The 17,048-nt window shown below is 75.2% G+C and carries 13 protein-coding genes; 8 read left to right on the top strand and 5 right to left on the bottom strand.

Annotated features, from left to right (window positions below; translation table 11 throughout):
- Positions 1-81 precede the first annotated feature (81 nt).
- Entirely contained in the window at positions 82-1,020 is a 939-nt protein-coding gene (surE, locus tag ACZ49B_RS10580) for a 5'/3'-nucleotidase SurE (RefSeq protein WP_468303059.1), read from the top strand.
- Positions 1,017-2,627 (top strand): carboxylesterase/lipase family protein, encoded by a 1,611-nt coding sequence (locus ACZ49B_RS10585; RefSeq protein ID WP_468303062.1) that lies wholly within the window; start codon positions 1,017-1,019, stop codon positions 2,625-2,627. The genes surE and ACZ49B_RS10585 overlap by 4 nt, the downstream gene beginning before the upstream one ends.
- A gap of 73 nt (positions 2,628-2,700) precedes the next feature.
- On the opposite strand, the gene ACZ49B_RS10590 is transcribed toward ACZ49B_RS10585, so the two are convergent.
- Positions 2,701-3,441, bottom strand: a complete 741-nt coding sequence (locus ACZ49B_RS10590) for a class I SAM-dependent methyltransferase (RefSeq protein ID WP_468303065.1) — start codon at positions 3,439-3,441, stop codon at positions 2,701-2,703.
- A 145-nt stretch (positions 3,442-3,586) separates the two neighbouring features.
- Entirely contained in the window at positions 3,587-4,657 is a 1,071-nt protein-coding gene (locus tag ACZ49B_RS10595) for a DUF2330 domain-containing protein (protein ID WP_468303067.1), read from the bottom strand.
- A 151-nt stretch (positions 4,658-4,808) separates the two neighbouring features.
- Here ACZ49B_RS10595 and ACZ49B_RS10600 point away from each other — a divergent pair, with 151 nt between their 5' ends.
- Entirely contained in the window at positions 4,809-5,288 is a 480-nt protein-coding gene (locus ACZ49B_RS10600) for a hypothetical protein (protein WP_468303070.1), read from the top strand.
- Here the strand turns inward: ACZ49B_RS10600 and ACZ49B_RS10605 are convergent.
- A complete protein-coding gene (locus tag ACZ49B_RS10605; RefSeq protein WP_468303073.1) occupies positions 5,246-5,515 on the bottom strand; it encodes a hypothetical protein in 270 nt (89 codons plus the stop codon). The two genes, ACZ49B_RS10600 and ACZ49B_RS10605, sit on opposite strands and share 43 nt — an antisense overlap.
- A 35-nt stretch (positions 5,516-5,550) precedes the next feature.
- Positions 5,551-6,396, bottom strand: coding sequence for an NAD-dependent epimerase/dehydratase family protein (locus tag ACZ49B_RS10610; RefSeq protein ID WP_468303076.1), 846 nt, complete (start codon positions 6,394-6,396; stop codon positions 5,551-5,553).
- A gap of 71 nt (positions 6,397-6,467) precedes the next feature.
- Here ACZ49B_RS10610 and ACZ49B_RS10615 point away from each other — a divergent pair, with 71 nt between their 5' ends.
- Together ACZ49B_RS10615 and ACZ49B_RS10620 are read left to right on the top strand one after the other, a co-directional pair.
- Entirely contained in the window at positions 6,468-7,355 is an 888-nt protein-coding gene (locus ACZ49B_RS10615; protein WP_468303079.1) for a LysR family transcriptional regulator, read from the top strand.
- A complete protein-coding gene (locus ACZ49B_RS10620; protein WP_468303080.1) occupies positions 7,352-8,992 on the top strand; it encodes a hypothetical protein in 1,641 nt (546 codons plus the stop codon). Before ACZ49B_RS10615 ends, ACZ49B_RS10620 begins: the two co-directional genes overlap by 4 nt.
- Positions 8,993-9,077: 85 nt before the next feature.
- Here the strand turns inward: ACZ49B_RS10620 and ACZ49B_RS10625 are convergent, their stop codons facing one another.
- Positions 9,078-9,788 (bottom strand): ABC transporter ATP-binding protein, encoded by a 711-nt coding sequence (locus ACZ49B_RS10625; protein WP_468303083.1) that lies wholly within the window; start codon positions 9,786-9,788, stop codon positions 9,078-9,080.
- A 181-nt stretch (positions 9,789-9,969) separates the two neighbouring features.
- Here ACZ49B_RS10625 and ACZ49B_RS10630 point away from each other — a divergent pair, with 181 nt between their 5' ends.
- The 3 genes from ACZ49B_RS10630 to ACZ49B_RS10640 are packed head-to-tail and all read left to right on the top strand — an operon-like array spanning position 9,970 to position 17,041.
- Entirely contained in the window at positions 9,970-13,284 is a 3,315-nt protein-coding gene (locus tag ACZ49B_RS10630) for an FtsX-like permease family protein (RefSeq protein ID WP_468303086.1), read from the top strand.
- Positions 13,281-16,076 (top strand): hypothetical protein, encoded by a 2,796-nt coding sequence (locus ACZ49B_RS10635; protein WP_468303089.1) that lies wholly within the window; start codon positions 13,281-13,283, stop codon positions 16,074-16,076. The genes ACZ49B_RS10630 and ACZ49B_RS10635 overlap by 4 nt, the downstream gene beginning before the upstream one ends.
- Positions 16,073-17,041 (top strand): ABC transporter ATP-binding protein, encoded by a 969-nt coding sequence (locus ACZ49B_RS10640; RefSeq protein WP_468303092.1) that lies wholly within the window; start codon positions 16,073-16,075, stop codon positions 17,039-17,041. Before ACZ49B_RS10635 ends, ACZ49B_RS10640 begins: the two co-directional genes overlap by 4 nt.
- Positions 17,042-17,048 lie beyond the last annotated feature (7 nt).

Consider the following 17,048-nt stretch of genomic DNA (forward strand, 5'->3'; position numbering starts at 1 on the left):
CCGGTCCTGCCCCACACACCCTCCTCGCACCACCCGTACCGCACCCTCGCCTTCCCTCCCTCCCCTTCCAAGGAGTTCTCTGTGAGACGCAAGCGAGTTCTGCCGCCGGCCGTGTTCCTCGTGTGCACCGCAGCCCTCGCGGGTACGGCGCCCGCGGTCGCCTCGCCGCAGACCGCGCCCGCAGCGACTACGGCGGCGCCGGCAACGGTGCCCGCGGCCCCGCTGCGGATCCTGCTCACGAACGACGACGGCTACAACGCGCCCGGCATCCGCAAGGCGTTCGAGCGGCTGACCGCCGCCGGGCACGACGTCACGATCGTCGCCCCGCTCACCAACCAGAGCGGCACCGGCACGAAGATGATGAGCGCCCCCGCCCTCGCGGTGAAGCACCCCGAGCCGAAGGTGTGGGCCGTGGACGGCACGCCCGGCGACTCCGTCGCCTTCGGCCTCTCCGAGGTCTTCGCGGGACACGCCCCCGACCTGGTGGTCTCCGGCACCAACTTCGGCCCGAACGTGGCCGGTCTCGCCACCCACTCCGGTACGGTCGGCGGCGCCGTCGCCGCCCTCGAGAGCGGCGTCCCGGCGATCGCGCTGAGCACCGGCGGCCTGGCCGTGCCCGATCCCACCGCCACGGTCAACGCGATGGGTCCCACCATGGACTTCGCTGTGAAGCTGATCGACCGGCTGCGCAGCCGGGCGAGGTCCGGCCCGCTGCTGCCGAAGGGCGTCGGCCTGAACATCAACCACCCCGTCGTCGGCGCGGACGGCAAGGGCACCGCGGCCGGCGTGGCGGCGACCTTCCAGGACCCGCAGGCCCCGCTCCAGGCGGACTTCACCGACTCCGGGGACGGCACCTGGAAGGTGAACGTGCAGGTCCGCCCGCAGCCGGCCGCCAAGGGCGGTGACGTGGAGGCGGTGAGCGCCGGCAAGATCGCCGTCAGCCCGATGAACGCCGACTGGAACACAGGGCCGGCCGACTTCGCGGTCACCTCGGCCCTCATCGGCGGGCTCCGCCCATGAGGCGGCTCACGAGGCGGCCGCGTACGGCGCGGTCGGTGCTCGCCGCCGCCTGTGCGCTGGCGGCCCTGCTCACCCCGGCGCTCCCGGCAGCGGCGGCCACGGCGGCCCCGTCCGGCGGGGCCGCGCGCCCGCAGGCCACCGTCGCGCAGGGCGTGCTGCGCGGGCAGAATCACGACGGCGCCCAGGAGTTCCTCGGCGTCCCCTACGCCGCTCCCCCGGTCGGGGACGCACGGCTGCGCGCGCCGCAGCCGCCGCGCCGCTGGACCGGGGTCCGGGAGGCGGTCCGACAGGCCCCGGCGTGCCTGCAGTTCTCGCCGTTCGGGCTGCGCGATCCGCAGGCGGTCAGCGAGGACTGCCTGTACCTCGACGTGTACCGGCCCCGGACGGCCCGGCCCGGAGCCCGGCTGCCGGTGATCGTGTGGCTGCACGGGGGTGCGTACAGCCAGGGCACGGGCACGCAGTTCGGCGGCCGCACCATGGCCGATCTCACCGGCAGTGTCGTGGTCAGCATCAACTACCGGCTGGGCCAGCTCGGCTATCTGGGACTGCCCGAGCTGGCCGGGGAGAATGCCCAGCGCTCCGGCTCCTTCGGGCTGATGGACCAGATGGCGGCGCTGCGCTGGACCCGGGCGAACATCGCCGCGTTCGGTGGGAACCCCGGGAACGTCACGGTCTCCGGGCAGTCGGCGGGCAGCGGTTCCGTCTGTGCGCTGCTGGCCGCGCCCTCGGCGGCCGGGCTCTTCCACCGGGCGGTGCTGCAGAGCGGGCCGTGCACGCTGCTGCGTCCGCCGGACGGCGCGCGGGCCGAGTCGCAGGCGCGGGCCTTCGCCTCGGCCGCGGGCTGTACGGATCCGGCGGCGCTGGCCGTATGCCTGCGGGCCGCTTCCGGGGCGGCGCTGGTCGAGGCGGCCCGTACGGTGCCCACCTCGGGTCCGGCGTCCGGCGACGGGCTGCTGCCGGTCGATCCGGCGACGGCCATCGGGAGCGGGCACTGGAACAAGGTGCCGGTGCTGATCGGGAGCACCCGGTCCGAGGCGCGCCTGTTCGTCGCGCTGACCCAGCCGTACCTGACGCAGGAGCAGTACACGGCGCAGGTCCTGGCGGGATACGGGGCCGCCGGGCCCGAGGTGCTCGCCCGCTATCCGGTGTCGGCGTACGGGTCGCCGTACCTGGCGCTGTCGGCTGTGATGACGGACTCGACGTTCGCCTGCCAGACGGCGTGGACGGCGCAGCTGTTCGCCTCCCAAGTTCCCACGTACTTCTATGAGTTCGACGATCCGGACTCGCCGACGCTGGCCGGGGCGCAGGTGCCCGGTCTCGACGAGTCGAATGCCCACAGTGCGGAGCTGGCCTATGTGCACGACTTCACCATGGGCGACCGGCCGCTGACCGCGGAGCAGGTCGCGCTCGCGACTCGGATGAAGCGCTACTGGGGTGCGTTCGCGCGCCACGGAACTCCGGCAGTGCCGGGGCAGACGGCGTGGCCGCCGACCGGGTCCGGGGCCACGGTCCTCATCTTGAACCCCACGGCGACGCGGACGGGCACCTCGTTCGGGGCTGACCACCAGTGTGCGTTCTGGCGGACGCAGCCGCCCCGGCCGGTCTGACCGGCCGAGCGCGGCCGCGGCCCGGGATCCTGACGATCCCGGGCCGCGGTCGCGATGCCGTCCTGGCGCGTCGTCAGGCGCGGCAGCGCAGCATCTCCAGCGGCGGGTACGCGAGGAGGTCCGCCCAGAACTCCTTGCCGAACTCACGGATGCCGGCGTCGGACACCTCCAGCGGGACCCAGGCGATCTCGCTGAATCCGGCGGCCCCCAGGCACGCTTCGTAGGCCTCGCGGCGCGGGGCCGAGGAGACGATGGTGATCGGCTGCGGGTCGAGGAGGGCAGTGACCCGCACGCGCGTACCCGTCTCGATCTCGCCGGCCGGCTCGCAGCGGAACCCGTACGTCTCCAGGGACGGACAGTCGAACCGGTAGTCGGGGTTCTGCGCGAGCACGAAGAACTCCCCGCCCGGCACCAGGTTCCGGTGGATGTTGCGGCACATCCGCTCCATCGTGGCGACGTCCTCGGCGTAGTTGAGGCACTGCACTCCCAACGCGATGTCGAAGCGCGGGTCGAGGGGCGACAGTTCGGCCACGTCACCGACCTCGTAGCGCACACCCAGCGGGCTGCGCTGCTCGATCTCCCGCGCGGCGGCGATCATCTCGACGGAGATGTCGACGCCGAAGACGTCCGCGGCTCCGCGCCGCTTGAACTCCCTGCTGTAGAAACCGGTGCCGCACGCCAGGTCGAGGACCGACTTTCCGCTCACGTCCCCGACCAGGCCCAGGAAGCTCGGCACCTCCCCGTACCGCATCATCGGCAGGGACTTGAACCCCTCGAACGCCTCGCCGATCTCGTCGTACTGCTGTCCGTTCATCGTGCTGTCCTCCCCGTGGTCCGTCATGCCTTCGGCAACGGCCGTCCCGTTCCCGGGACACGCCGTTGCCTCTGGCCGGCAGTCTCACCGAACCGCGGGAGACGTCCGTATGGGCAGAACCCACAAAGATCCAGCTGTCGTCCCGTCAGGCGCTCCGGGTACGGGCCCTGCGGCGGCGCAGGGTGAACGCGCCCGCCACGAGGGCGACGAGGACGGCCCCGACGGTCAGGAGCCAGGCCGGGACCCCGCCGACGGTGAGCAGTTCGCCGGTGTAGATCACCTTGCGGTACGGGGTGTCGGCGGCGGTGGCGCGCAGTTCGTGGTCGCCGTTGATGCGACCCGGCTCGGGGAACTCCTGGTCGATCGCCGTCAGGAACGCCGGCTTGCCGCCGGTGAGCGTGGCGAGGCCGTCCTCGGGGGTGACCGTGCCGGCGAAGGTGATCTTCGGCTTGGCGCCGCCGATCGGGGAGGCGGGCTCCATGCGGTGGTCGGCCAGGATGTACAGCCCGAGGGACTGCGGGGTCTTGGCCAGCCGGGACAGCCGCATCGGGTAGACCAGCCGGTTGCTGTCGAAGCGTATCTTCAGCGGGTCGAGGGTGCCCTGCAGGGTCTTGCCCTGCTGCCGGGGGGCGAGGCGTACGGCGACGTACTCCCACTTCTGGTCGACGTACGGCTTCAGCTCGGCGGAGAGTCCGTCGGGCAGCTTGAAGCCGTTGGTTTCCAGCCAGTTGCGCAGTGCGTCGGGGTCGGTCGCCGTGAGGCGTGCGACGTCGAAGTCGCCGAGCTGTTCGCGGCCGACGACGCCGACCGAAGGGGCGGCCGCGCCGGGCGGCGCGGCTCCCACGGAGTCACCCGTGGTGGAGGAGAACGGCCAGTCCCGGTCGCGCGGCCAGAAGTAGCTGCGGGTCTTGAACTCGGGCCGGGTCAGCCGGTCCAGCTCCCGGAACATGTCCCCGTCGCCCAGCTCCACCGTGGCCCGCCCGGGAACCGGCATGATCCAGGCCGCCCGCGGGGCGTCCCCGCGGACGACGAACCGCATCACGATCTGCTCCGTACGGCCGTCGAAGCGCACGACGGAGGTCTCCCGTTCGACGCCGATCCGGGCGTAGCCCTCGGGGATCATCGCCCCGCAGCCGCAGGCGTAGGCCGGGCTGATCAGGGATCCCAGCTGCGTCGCGAGGAGGGCCAGCAGCAGGGTGGCAATTCTTCGTTTCATCCACACGGGGTCTCAGACGTGGGCGCCCGTGATCCGGTTCCGGCCATGATCCAGGTGTCACTCCGGGCCCCGTTCCGGGCGCTGGTCACGGGGTCGTTCCGACTCGCGGAACCCCCTGGTCAGGCCGGTTCCCGATCCCCATACTGCTCGCATGAGAGGGACGGACAAGCCGCGCAGCAGCCCCTTGGTGCCCGACGCGGTGGGGGCGGAGATCGCCCGGCACGACTGGGAGACCGTGACGTGCGGCTGCCGCCGCGGCGCGGGGCATCTCGTGGACACCTTGTGGGCGGCCGCCGAGGGACATCCGGCCGCCTTCCGCGCGTTGGAGGGCCACGCCTTCCTGTCCGGGCAACTGCACCCGCCCGCTCCGGCGGTGTGCGGGGTGCTGATGGCCGTCTGGTCGGCGGGCCCTCCGCGGCTGGCGACCCGCGAGGCCCTGCTGTGGACGCTGCTGTCCCTGCTCGGTGCCGAGGACGACGGGTCGTCGCACGAGGCCGGGCTGTACGGGCAGTGCGCGGCGCACGTCCGCGCCGGCCTGCCCTCGCTGCGCCGCGCGGCGGCCGCCGTCCCGGGCTCCGTTTCGGCCGCCTACGTGGACGGCGTCGTGGAGCTGCTCGGCCTGGGGTCCTGACGGTCCTGCCGCGGAACACCGTTGCCGAGGCAGCGCCGCAGCAGGTCCGGGGTGACGTCCTCCAGGGACTGCGCGACGGTCCGTACGGGTGATTCCGGCACCTCCAGCGGTGACGGGACCACCAGCACCCCGCACCCGGCGGCCTCCGCTGAGGCCGCCCCGTCGGGCGAGTCCTCGACGGCCACGCAGTCCCGTACCGCGGCGCCGAGCCGCTCGGCGGTAGCCACCCCGTGGGAGCGCCGTACGGGCGACGGGTGAGGGGTCAGCGAGCCGCCTCGGCGAGCTCCTCGGTGATCGCCCCGGGCAGCCAGTCCGCGACCCGGCCGAAGCCGAAACCCAGTCCGGCGGCCCGGCTGTTGTCCAGGGCGTAGGCGCGGTCGAAGGAGAACGGGGAGGCGGGGGCGCCCTGTTCGACGACCCGGTGGCGCGCGGGCCGGCCGACCCGGTCGGCGACCATCTCGCACAGCCCGAGGACGTCGAGCGCCCCGTGGGAGGCGGCGTCGACCACGCCGGTGAAGGACCGCCCGGCCGCCCACTGCAGGAACCGGGCGATCTCCCGGTGGTGGATGAAGGAGGTGGCGTACGGGGCTGCGTGGACGTCCACCGGGTCTCCGGCGGCGATCCGCCCGACGTAGTGCGCGAGGCGCCCGGTGAACTCCTCCCGTCCGCCGCCCAGGACGTGCGCGGTCCGTACGGCGGCGAAGCCGAAGGGGCCGTCGCCCTCCCCCGCGCCGCGGAGGACGGCCTCGGCCTGCCGCTTGCCCTCGGCGTAGGCGCGGGCCCCGGGGGTGGGCGGCGCGGGGTCGTACACCTCCATCGTGGAGGTCATCACGTACCGCGCGGTCCGTCCGGCGAAGACCCGGCGGGCCACGGCGGCCTGCAGCGGCGTGTAGCAGACCTGGTCGACGACGGTGTCGAACGTGCGCGTGCCCAGGGCGGCGAGCAGCTGCGCCGCGTCGTCGCGGTCGGCGACGAGGCGGCCCACGCCGGGCGGCGGTTCGGCGGAGCCGCGGTTGAGGACGGTGACCTCGTCGCCCGCATCGCGCAGGAGGGTGACCAGGTGCTTTCCGAAGTACCGGCTTCCGCCGATCACGAGAATCTTCTGCATGGCTCCGACTGTGCCGCTGTATCGTCCCCAGCAGAACCGATCACCTGCTGAACGGGTATGAAGGAAAACTGATGATCGATGTGCAGCGGCTGCGCATCCTGCGCGCCGTCGCCGAGCACGGCAGCTTCAGCAAGGCGGCCGGAGCCTTGCGGCTGACCCCCTCGGCCGTCTCGCAGCACATCGCCTCGCTGGAACGGAGCCTGGGCCACCCCGTGGCGGTGCGCAGCACCCGCGGGGTCACCCTGACCGAGCCGGGGCGACTGCTGGTGGAGGCGGCGGAGACGATCTCCGCCGAGCTGGACCAGGTCCGCCACGCAATCGCCCGGCTGACGGCGCAGCGGCCCCGGCTGACGGTCGCCACGTTCACCAGCGGCGGCCGTCATCTGCTGCCGGCGGCGCTGGCCCGGTTCGTGGCCGCGCACCCCGAGGTCGAGCTGACCGTACGGGAGGTCGAACCGGAGACCGCGGTGCCGATGGTGCGCAGCGGCGGCGCCGACCTCGCCCTGACCTACCACTTCGACGGTCCGCTGCCCCTGCGGGACGGGCTCGACTGGACGCCGCTGATGGACGACCCGCTGTGGCTGGTGCTGCCGCGCGAGCACCGGCTCGCGGGCCGCGCCTCGCTCGGCCTCGCCGAACTGGCCGGCGACCGCTGGGTGCTCGGCTGCCTGAAGACGGAGGCCTTCCTGCGCCGGTACGCGGGGCTCGCCGGCTTCGACCTCCGGGTGGCGGCCTCCACCACCGACTACTTCTTCGCGCAGACCCTGGTCGCCGCGGGCGTCGGCGTCGCGCTGATCCCGCACGTGTCGCTGGCCCCCGCGGCCCCCCTCGCGGTCGTACGGGTCGAACCACCGCGCCCCGCCCGCCACATCGGGGTGGTCGCCCCGCGCCGGCGCCGCCCGCACCCGTACGCGGAGGCGTTGACCGCGGCGCTGGCCGAGGCGGCGGTGGAGCGGTGAACGGGCACCTGCTGTCCGGTCTCGCCGCCAATCCGGCACTGCCGGCCGAGCTGCTCGACCGGCTGATCGGCCGACTGGCGGACGGGCTGCTCTCCCGTGCGACCGCGGACCCGGACGGCGACGACGCGGACCTCGCCGAGGCTCTGAGCGAACGCACGCACCTCGGCCCCGCCCGGGTCGCTGCGCTCGCCGCCTGCGACGAGGACGCCGCACTCCATCTCGCCCAATCGGGCCTGCTGGACGCCGCCGACGTGGACCCGGCGGCCCGGCCGGCGGTGGCCCTCGCCCTGCTGGACGAGGGCGCCGGACCGCCCGCCTGGGCCCGCCTGCTGGCGGCCCATCCGGACCGGGAGATCCGCTGGAGGCTGGCCTCCCGGCCCGGTCTGCCGATCGACGTGCTGGAGACGCTGGCCGCCGATCCGGACGTCGGGGTGGTCGCGGAGTTGGCCCTCTGGACGACCGAGCCGTCCGTCGCCGCGCTCCTCGCGGCGCATCCGCATGCCGAGGTGCGCCGGGGCGCCGCGGCCAACGAGGCGGTGCCGCCCGCTGCGCTGGCCGCGTTGATCACCGGCGAGGGGCTCGCTCCCGCGCGCTCGTGCCTGGTCTGCGACCGCGAGGAGATCCCCTTCACGCACGATCCGTACTGCCCTCGACCGGACTGCGACCTGCGCGGCGGCGCGGCGTGCGCGGGTGGGCACGAGTCCACCCTGCACGAGATCCGGCAGCAGGCCGCACGGAACCCGGCCACGCCGACGGCCGCCGCGGCCTCCCTCGCCGACCATCCGTCCATGCTGATCCGCTGGGCCGTGGCCGAACGGACCGACCTGTCACAAGAGTTGTACGCACAGCTCGCCGAGGACCCGATCCCGGGGGTGCGGTCCGAGGCGGCCGGGAACCCGGCGATCGGCGAACCCCTGATCCGCTCCCTGGCCGCCCGCTGCGGCAAGCGCGGAACAGGCGGAAAGGGCGGAACCGGCGGGGACGAGGTCACCCAGAGCCTCGCCCGGCACCCTCGGGTGCCGCTCGACGTCCTCGCGCACCTGGCCGCCGCGACCCGGATCGGGCCGACCCTGCTGCCGCGGATCGCCGACGCCGAGCCTGCCGAGCTCGCGGAGGCGGCCGGGTCGGCGGATGCCCGCGTACGGATGCTCGTCGCCCAACGGCACGATCTGGAACCGCAGTTGCGCGACTCCCTGGCCGCCGACCCGGATGCGGCGGTGGTCAAGGCCGTCGCCCCGCACCCCGGCCTGTCCGAGCAGCAGCTGCGCGCCATGGTCGGGCTGCACGGCGTACGGGTCCTCGCGCGGGTGGCGGCCAACCCGGACGCACCGGGGGTCCTGCTGGAGGACCTGGCCCGGCACGATCCGCCGGTGCGGCGGGTCTTCCGCGAGATCGCCGGCCACCCGAACGCGACGGCCGAGGCCCTCCTGCCCTGCCTCGCCGACGAGAAGGCCCGGCCGCGCGCAGCCGGTCACCCGGCGCTGCCCCCGGCGGTCCTCGTCGGCCTGCTCACCGACGCCGATCCCGAGGTGGCGCGGGCGGCGGCCGCCAACCCTTCCCTTCCGGTCGACGTGATGGCGGACCTTCTCACGGACCGCCGGGGGGAACGGGACGAGGCGTCTGACCGCCGCCCGTGAGGCTCTGGACGGGGGCGCCCGCCTCGAGGGTGACGGGTCGGACCGGCCCGGGGGTCGGCACCTTCCGGGACGCGAAGCCCGGCGCTCAGGCGACCTGGCCGTCGACGATCCGGCCGTCGCGCAACTCCACCACGCGGTCGGCGAGTTCGATGAGGTTCTGGTCGTGGGTGGCGACCAGGGCGGTGACGCCCTCGCTGCGCACCACCGCGCGCAGGAGCTGCATGATCGAGCGGCCTGTCTCGGAGTCGAGTTGGCCGGTCGGCTCGTCCGCGATGATCAGCGCGGGCTCGTTGGCCAGGGCGCGGGCGACGGCGACCCGCTGCTGCTGGCCGCCGGAGAGCTCGCCGGGGCGCTGGTCCATGTGGTCGGCCAGGCCCACCAGGGCCAGCAGGGTGCGGGCGCGCTCCTCGCGCTGCTGCGCCGGTACCTTGCGCATCCGCATCGGGACGCCGACGTTCTCGAGGGCGGTCAGTACGGGGATCAGCCCGAAGGACTGGAAGACGAAGCCGATCCGGTCGCGGCGCAGGGCGAGCAGTGCGGCCTCGTCCAGCCCGGCGAGATCGGTGCCGTCGAGCGTGACCGTGCCGCCGGTCGGGGTGTCGAGGCCGCCGACCAGATTGAGCACGGTGGTCTTGCCGGAGCCGGACCGGCCCTTGAGCGCGGTGAGTTCGCCGCGGCGAATCTCGAACGACACCCCGCGCAGGGCGTGGACGGCCCGGGGTCCGCTGCCGAAGCTCCGTCGGAGGTCCTGAACCGCCACCATGGGCCCTGCCGTGCCGGTCTGATGCTGCGTCATGGTCTGGTTCCCCCTGGAATCGGCCCCGGCGGACACCGTCTGACGACCCGCCCTTTCGAATTTGCTCATCCGTCACATCGTTCGCGCAAGCCCCTTCCGGTCCCTTCCGCTCTGCATTCGAATCTGACAACATCGTCCGCTATCCGGTACCGACGGTCCGGATGGGGGAGGAAAACGGCACATGCTCGGCTTCGTCGTGCGCCGGCTCCGGGGGCGGCTGCCGCTCGCCGCCGCCGTACTGCTGACCGTACTGATCACCACGACCGTGCTGACCGCACTGCTCGCGTTCAACCGCAGCGTGGGCGAGGCCGGGCTGCGCCGGGCGCTCCAGGAACCGGGCCGGACCCGGACCACCGTCCTGGTCACCGGCGAGCATCCGGCGGCCGCCCGCAGCAAGGACGACGAGGCCGTACGGGCCTTCTCCGACGAGCTGTTCGGCCGACTGCCGGTCACCGTCGAGAGCGTGGCGCGCAGCCGCTCCTACGGGCTGCCCGGAGCACGCACCCCCGGCCGGGACGCCGACCTGACGCTGCTCGCGGCCCTCGCCCGGGACCGCGTACGCCTGGTCTCCGGGCAGTGGCCCCAGCCGGTCGCCGCGCCGGGCGGCCGGGTGCAGGCGGCCGTCCCGCAGGCGGCGCTGACCCGGCTCGGGCTGGCGCAGGGCGCGCTCCCCGCCGAGGTGCGCCTCGACGACCGGTACGGCGGCGCCCCGCTCACCGTGGTGATCACGGGCGTGTACCGCGCGGCCGATCCCGACGCCGCGTACTGGCGGCTCGACCCGCTCGGCGGCCGGGAGTTCCAGGTCGGCAGTTTCGCCACGTACGGACCGCTGCTCGTGGACGACACCGTCTTCGGCGCCGGCGGGCTCGTCCAGAACAGCCGCGACTCCCTCCTCACCGCCGACTTCGCCACCGCCCGCGTCGCCGAGACCAGAGCGCTCCGGGCCCGCGCCGCCGGTGCGGCGGACGCCCTCACCGGTGCCTCGGGGCTGCACGCCAGGACCGAACTGCCGGAGCTGCTGGGCGAACTGGAGTCCGGGTTGCTCGTCGCCCGGTCCACGCTGCTGGTCGGCGCACTGCAGCTCACCGTCCTGGCCGCGGCCGCACTGCTGCTCGTCTCCCACCTCCTGACGGGCCGACAGGAGACCGAGCGCCTGCTGCTCGCCGCCCGCGGGGCCTCCCGGCGCCGCCTCGGAGCCCTCACCGCGGCGGAAGGCCTGCTGCTCGCACTGCCGGCCGCCGTGTTCGCACCTCTGCTCACCCCTCCGCTGCTGCGACTGCTCGCCGGTTTCGGCCCGCTGTCCCGGGTGCCGCTGGACAGCTCCGGGACCTGGCTGCTGTGGCCGGTCGCGGCGGGCTGCGCCCTCGCCTGTGTCCTGCTGACCGCGCTGCCCGCCGTACTGCGCGGCGCGGCGGCCGCGGCCCTGCGCCGCACCCGGGGCCGGCAGCTGCTCACCGCGCGCGCCACCCGTTCCGGGGCGGACCTGGCGCTGGTGGTGCTGGCCGTTCTCGCGTACCAGCAGCTGTCCCGGTACAACGACGCCGGATACGGCTCGGGCCGGCCCGGGGGCTCCGGCACGTCCGGCGCGTCCGGCGTTCCGGGCATCGACCCGGTGCTGGTCGCCGCGCCGAGCCTCGCGCTGTGCGCCGGCACCCTGCTGGTGCTGCGGCTCCTGCCGGTCGCCGCCGCCCGGCTGGGCGGGCGGCTGGCCGCGCGCGGGCGCGGCCTCGGGCCGGCCCTGGTCGGCTGGCAGCTCGCCCGGCGGCCCAGTCGCGCCACCGGGCCGGTGCTGCTCCTCGTCCTCGCCGTCTCCAGCGGGGTGCTGGCCCTCGGCCAGCAGAGCGCGTGGTCCGCCTCCCAGCGCGACCAGGCCGAGTTCGCCACGGCGGGCGGGCTGCGGATCTCCGGGGCCGGTCTGTCGGCCATGGGCCAGGGCGGCCGGTACTCCGCGCTGCCGGGCGGCGAGCGGGTGATCCCGGTGATCCGCGAGCAGCAGGAGCTGGTGGGCGGGACTCCCGCGGAGTTGCTCGCGCTGGACGCCGGGGCCGTGGCGGAACGGGTGCCGCTGCGGGCCGATCTGCGGGACGGGCGCCCGATGGCCGACCTGTTCACCCCGCTCGCCGCCGACGCGGCCGGCCAGGGTGCGAGCGGCACTCCGGGTGCGAACGGTGTCGTACTGCCCGGCACACCCGTGCGGATCGACGTCGACGTGACGCTGCGCGGGCAGCAGGGCGGCAACCCCGGCATCTCGCTGCTGCTGCGCGACCGGTTCGGCCTCACGTTCCGGACACCGATGATGACGGTCCCCGCCGACGGCGAGGCCACCCTCTCCGCGCATCTGGGCGCCCTGACCGATGCCCCCGTCGGGTCGGCCGCCGCGCCACTGAGCCTCGTCGGCATGGCGGTCGGACACTCCGCCCTGATGCCGGAGCCCGGGGGGGTCCGGGTGTCCGCCGGAGAGCTGGCCGTCCGCCGGATCTCCGCCTCCGACACGGCGAGCGGCGCAGCCGTCCCCCTCCCCCCGTCCGCGACGGCCGGCTGGAAGCTGTCGGCGCCGACCCTCAAGGACGGAGCCGCCGCCGTGCAGCTGCCCGGCGCCACCGACGGCTCGGAGCTGCTGCGGATGAGCTACCGCGGCGGGGCCGACGCCCTGGGCGGCGCCGGCATCATGCTGACCCCTGCCGGCATGCCGCCGGCCGCCCACGAGCTCCCCGGCCTCGCCACGCCCGGCTACCTCGCCGCCGTGGGAGCGAAGGTGGGCGATACGATCCCCGTCCGGTTCGGCGGCTCGGCCCTAGGGGTCCGGGTGACCGCGGCCGTGAACTCGCTGCCCGTGGCCGGAGACACCGCGCTGGCCTTCGATCTGGCCGCCCTGGGCCGGATGCTCGCGGCCGAGAACGGGCACGCGCTCCCACCTCCCACCGAATGGTGGCTCCCGGCGGCCTCCGCCGACGATCCGCGCCCTGCCCGGGCGGCGGCCGAACTGCGCTCCGGCGCCGGCCTGCAGAAGGTGCAGCTGCGCGAGGAGGTGGCCGCCGGACTCCTCGACGATCCGCTGAGCGCGGGCCCGCAGAGCGCGCTGGCCGCCCTCGCCGTCGCCTGTGCCGTCCTGGCCGCGATCGGCTTCGCGGCCTCGTCCGCGGCGACCGCACGGGAGCGGACCCGGGAGTTCACCGTGCTGTCGGCCCTCGGTGCGCCCCGGCGGAGCCTGGCCCGCACGGCTGCCGCCGAGGGTCTGCTGCTGGTCGGCCTCGGCACTGGCGTGGGGGTGGGGCTGGGCGCCGCGATCGTGCACCTGGTCGTACCGCTGATGGTGCTGACACCGGCCGGCCGCCGCCCGCTGCCGCCGGTCGTGGTGGACCTGCCGGACGGCCGGACGCTGCTGCTGGCCGCCGCGATCGCCGCGCTGCCGCTGCTGGCGGCCCTCGCCGGCGGCCGGCGTGACCAGAGCGGCCGGAGCGTCGCCGCCCGGCTGCGGTACGTGGAGGAGATGTGACGAGCCCGGCCACGCCGGACGCCGGCACGGCGCCCGAGTCCCTGCCCGACACCGCGCCCGGCGCCCGGTCCGGCACCCCGCCCCGGTCCGGCATCCGCCCGGCGCCCTGGGTGCGTACCCGGCTGAGTGCGGCGCCGCTGACCGCCCTGCTCGCCGCCGCGCTGGCCTTCGTCACCGTGCTGCTGTCGGCCGCCCTGCCGCGCGCCATGGACCGCGGCGCCGATCAGGGGCTGCGCTCCTTCCTGCACGACCGGGGCGCGAGCGCGACGAGCGTGCTGGCCACCTCCCCCGCGCAGGACGGGCCGCAGAGCCCCGAGGGCCTGGACACGGCGCTGGCCGCCCTGCTCGCCCGGACCGGCCCCGGATACGGCCTCGCGCCCAGCGGGCCGGTGTACGGCGCCCGGGGCGTCAAGCCGCGCTCCCTCGACAATCCCGAACTGGCCCGCCCCGAGAAGGTCTCGCCGATCCTCTACCTGATGCACGTCCACGGGGCCGAGGAGCACGTACGCCTGGTGGAGGGGCGCTGGCCGGGCGGCGGGACGCCCGACGGCCCGATCCCCGTCGCGCTGCCGCAACAGACCGCGCAGACCCTCGGTGCCAAGGTCGGCACGGTGCTGCGGAGCTCCTCCGGCACCCCGGACGGCATGGACGCCGAGGTCGTCGGCCTCTACGCCGCGCACGACGAGGCGGACGTCTTCTGGACCGACCTGCCCTGCCCCACGCACGCCTGTCAGCGGTACACCCGCGCTCGGCTTCCGGAGATGTACTGGGAGGCCGCCGCCCTCGTCGGGCCGGACGCGCTCGGCCGGCTCGGCGCGTGGGGCGGGAGGGCCGAAGAGTTCTGGCGGCTCCCGGTGGACACGGACGCGCTCCGGGCCGATCAACTGGCCGCCGTCGGGCACCGGATCGCGGCGTACATGGCCGGCCAGACCGCCACCGACCTGGCGCGGGCCACGGGCCGGCCCAGGCTGCAGATCAGTTCCGGGCTGCCGGCCCTCTTCGCCCAGGCCCGGGCCCGGGAGGCGGCCGCCGCGCCGCTCGCCGCGATCGGCCCGGCGGGGGTCGCCGGGGTGGCCGTCGTGGTGTTCTGGCTGGCCGGCGCCCTGACCGGGGACCGGCGCGAGGCCGAGCTGCGGCTGCTGCACGCCCGCGGCGGGTCGCGCCGCGGCATCCTGCTCCGCCTGCTCGGCGAGGGCGCGGTCACCGTCCTGCCGGCTGCCGCGCCGGCGACCGCGCTGGCCGTCCTGCTGCTGCCGACCCCGCGGTGGACGGCCACCCTGTTCGCCGCTTCGGCCGCCGCGCTGTTCGCGCTGCTCGCCTTCCCCGTACGGGCCGCCGTGGTGCTGTCCGCGCGGCGCGGCGCGCGCCCCCGGCGCCGGCTGGCCGGCGAGCTGCTCGTCCTCGTCGCGACCGCCGCCGCCGTGTTCGAGGTCCGGCTGCGCGGGGTCGCCCCGGCCGGGGAGGGCGTGGACCCGCTGCTGGTCGCCGCCCCGCTGCTGCTCGCCCTGTGCGGCGGCCTGATCCTGGCACGGCTCGTCCCCGCCCTCGTCGGAGCGCTGGCCTGGTCGGCCGGGCGGCGGTCCGGGCTTATCGGCTTCCTCGGGCTGGCCCGGGCAGCACGCGGCACCGGCGGCCGGCGCCGCCCCTCCGTACTGCCGGTGGTCGCCCTGCTGCTCGCGATCACGACGGGAGGCTTCGGGGCCGCCGTCCTCGCCACGGTGGACAGCGCCAGGACCGAGGTGGCGCGGGTGAACGTGGGCGGCGACGCGCAAGTCATCGCGCCCTACGGGGAGATCCTTCCGCAGTCCCTCCTCGAGGCCGCCGCCGCACTGCCCGGCGTACGACTGTCCGTACCGGTGTGGACGGACGACGACGCGTTCGTCTCCGGCACCGAGCAGGGTTCCACCAAGGTGCGCGTGGTCGTGGCCGACCCGGTGACGTACGCGGAACTGGCCCGGGCCGTGGGAGGGGGCGAGTTCGACCCGGCCCGGCTGGCGGGCAGCGCTGCCGGGGCGCCCGTACCCGCCCTGTTCAGCCGCGACTTCGCCCGGCTGGCCGGCGCCGGCCCGCACGAGCTGCGCCTCGACAACGCCGGGGCGTTGCCGGTGAAGGAGGCGGGAGTGGTCGAGGGCACGCCCGCCCTGCCGGGCGTCGAAGGCTCCTTCCTCGTCCTGCCGGCCGGCCCGGCCACGGCGACGGTCGCCCAGACGACGCATCCGACCCGGTGGTTCGCACTCGGCTCCCCGGACAAGGCCGCGCTGGACGAGCTGGTCCGCGCAGTGCCCGGGAGCCCAACCTTCGCGGGCTGGGCCGTGCACACCAGCGCCGACGAGTACGCCCGGCTGACGCGCGACCCGCTGGGGCGGTCGGCGGCCCGGCTGTTCTGGGCGTCGGTGGCCGGCGCGGGGGGCCTCGCCCTGCTGGCCGTCCTGCTCACCATGGTTCGGGCCGCCCCGGAACGGGCTGCGCTGCTCGCGCGGCTGCGGACCATGGGGCTGCGGCCCCGGCAGGGCGTGGCGTTGATCCTGGCGGAGGCGCTGCCCCAGGCCCTGGCCGCCGCACTGGGCGGCGCCCTGGTCGCGGCGGCCGCCGTGGCCCTGCTGGGGCCGGCCGTGGACCTGTCCGCGCTGGTCGGCTCGCGCACGCACACCGGCGTACGGCCGGCCGCGTGGGCCGTACTGGCGCAGGCCCTGATCCTGGCGGGCCTGGTCGCGGCGGCCGTGCTCGCCGAGGCGGCCGTGACCGGGCGGCGCCAGATCACCACCGAGTTGAGAGCGGGAGACCAGCGTTGAACAGCGACCAGCCGACCTACGAAGAACTGCGCCGGCAGGCCCTGGCCGCTGCCGAGCCCCGGAGCATCGGGGCGGACACGGCCATCTCATGCGACCGCCTGGTCAGGATCTTCAGCAGCGACGGCGTCGAGGTACAGGCCCTGCAGGGGCTGGAACTGACCGTCGCCCAGGGGGATCTGGTGGCGCTCGTCGGCGCCTCCGGCAGCGGCAAGTCCACCCTGCTCAACATCCTGGCGGGCCTGGACGTGCCCACCGCGGGCACCGCGACCGTCGGCGGCCACAACCTGCTGGAGATGTCCGCGAAGGACACCCTGCGCTACCGCCGCGAGGCGGTGGGCTTCGTCTGGCAGCAGACCGCCCGCAACCTGCTGCCCTTCCTGACGGCAGCTCAGAACATTGCCGTGCCGCTCCAGTTGAACGGCGGCGCGAGGCGTGGTGCGGCGAAACGCCACGCCGCCCGGGTCGCGGAGCTCCTCGAAGCCCTCGGGATCGGCCACCTCGCCGACCGCCGCCCCGCGCAGCTGTCCGGCGGCGAGCAGCAGCGCGTGGCCGTCGCCGTGGCCATGGCCAACAACCCGCCGGTCCTCCTCGCGGACGAGCCCACCGGGGAGCTCGACTCCGAGACCGGCGCCGCGATCTTCGAGGCGTTCCGCACCGTGAACCGGGAGCTCGGCGCCACGGTCGTCATCGTGACGCACGACCCGCTCGTCGCGGGCGAGGTGCGCCGTACGGTGGCCATCCGCGACGGCCGCACCAGCAGCGAGGTGCTGCGCCGCACGGTCACCGACGAACACGGCGCGGAGTCGGTGAGCGAGCGGGAGTACGTGATGCTGGACCGGACCGGCCGCGTGCAGCTCCCGTACAAGTTCTTGGAGGCCCTCGGCATGGAACACCGCGTCGCGGTCGACCTGGCCCCGGACCACATAGAGATCCGCCCCGACTCCGCGGAGGACCCGCACGCATGAGCCGGCC

Source organism: Streptomyces sp. NPDC031132 (assembly GCF_055570595.1).

What these genes read in the sequence shown, in the direction of transcription:
- ACZ49B_RS10585 (WP_468303062.1), top strand. Translation starts at nt 1,017, where the DNA reads ATGAGGCGGCTCACGAGGCGGCCGCGTACGGCGCGGTCGGTGCTCGCC.
- ACZ49B_RS10590 (WP_468303065.1), bottom strand. Translation starts at nt 3,441, where the DNA reads ATGAACGGACAGCAGTACGACGAGATCGGCGAGGCGTTCGAGGGGTTC.
- ACZ49B_RS10595 (WP_468303067.1), bottom strand. Translation starts at nt 4,657, where the DNA reads ATGAAACGAAGAATTGCCACCCTGCTGCTGGCCCTCCTCGCGACGCAG.
- ACZ49B_RS10600 (WP_468303070.1), top strand. Translation starts at nt 4,809, where the DNA reads ATGAGAGGGACGGACAAGCCGCGCAGCAGCCCCTTGGTGCCCGACGCG.
- ACZ49B_RS10610 (WP_468303076.1), bottom strand. Translation starts at nt 6,396, where the DNA reads ATGCAGAAGATTCTCGTGATCGGCGGAAGCCGGTACTTCGGAAAGCAC.
- ACZ49B_RS10615 (WP_468303079.1), top strand. Translation starts at nt 6,468, where the DNA reads ATGATCGATGTGCAGCGGCTGCGCATCCTGCGCGCCGTCGCCGAGCAC.
- ACZ49B_RS10625 (WP_468303083.1), bottom strand. Translation starts at nt 9,788, where the DNA reads ATGACGCAGCATCAGACCGGCACGGCAGGGCCCATGGTGGCGGTTCAG.
- ACZ49B_RS10630 (WP_468303086.1), top strand. Translation starts at nt 9,970, where the DNA reads ATGCTCGGCTTCGTCGTGCGCCGGCTCCGGGGGCGGCTGCCGCTCGCC.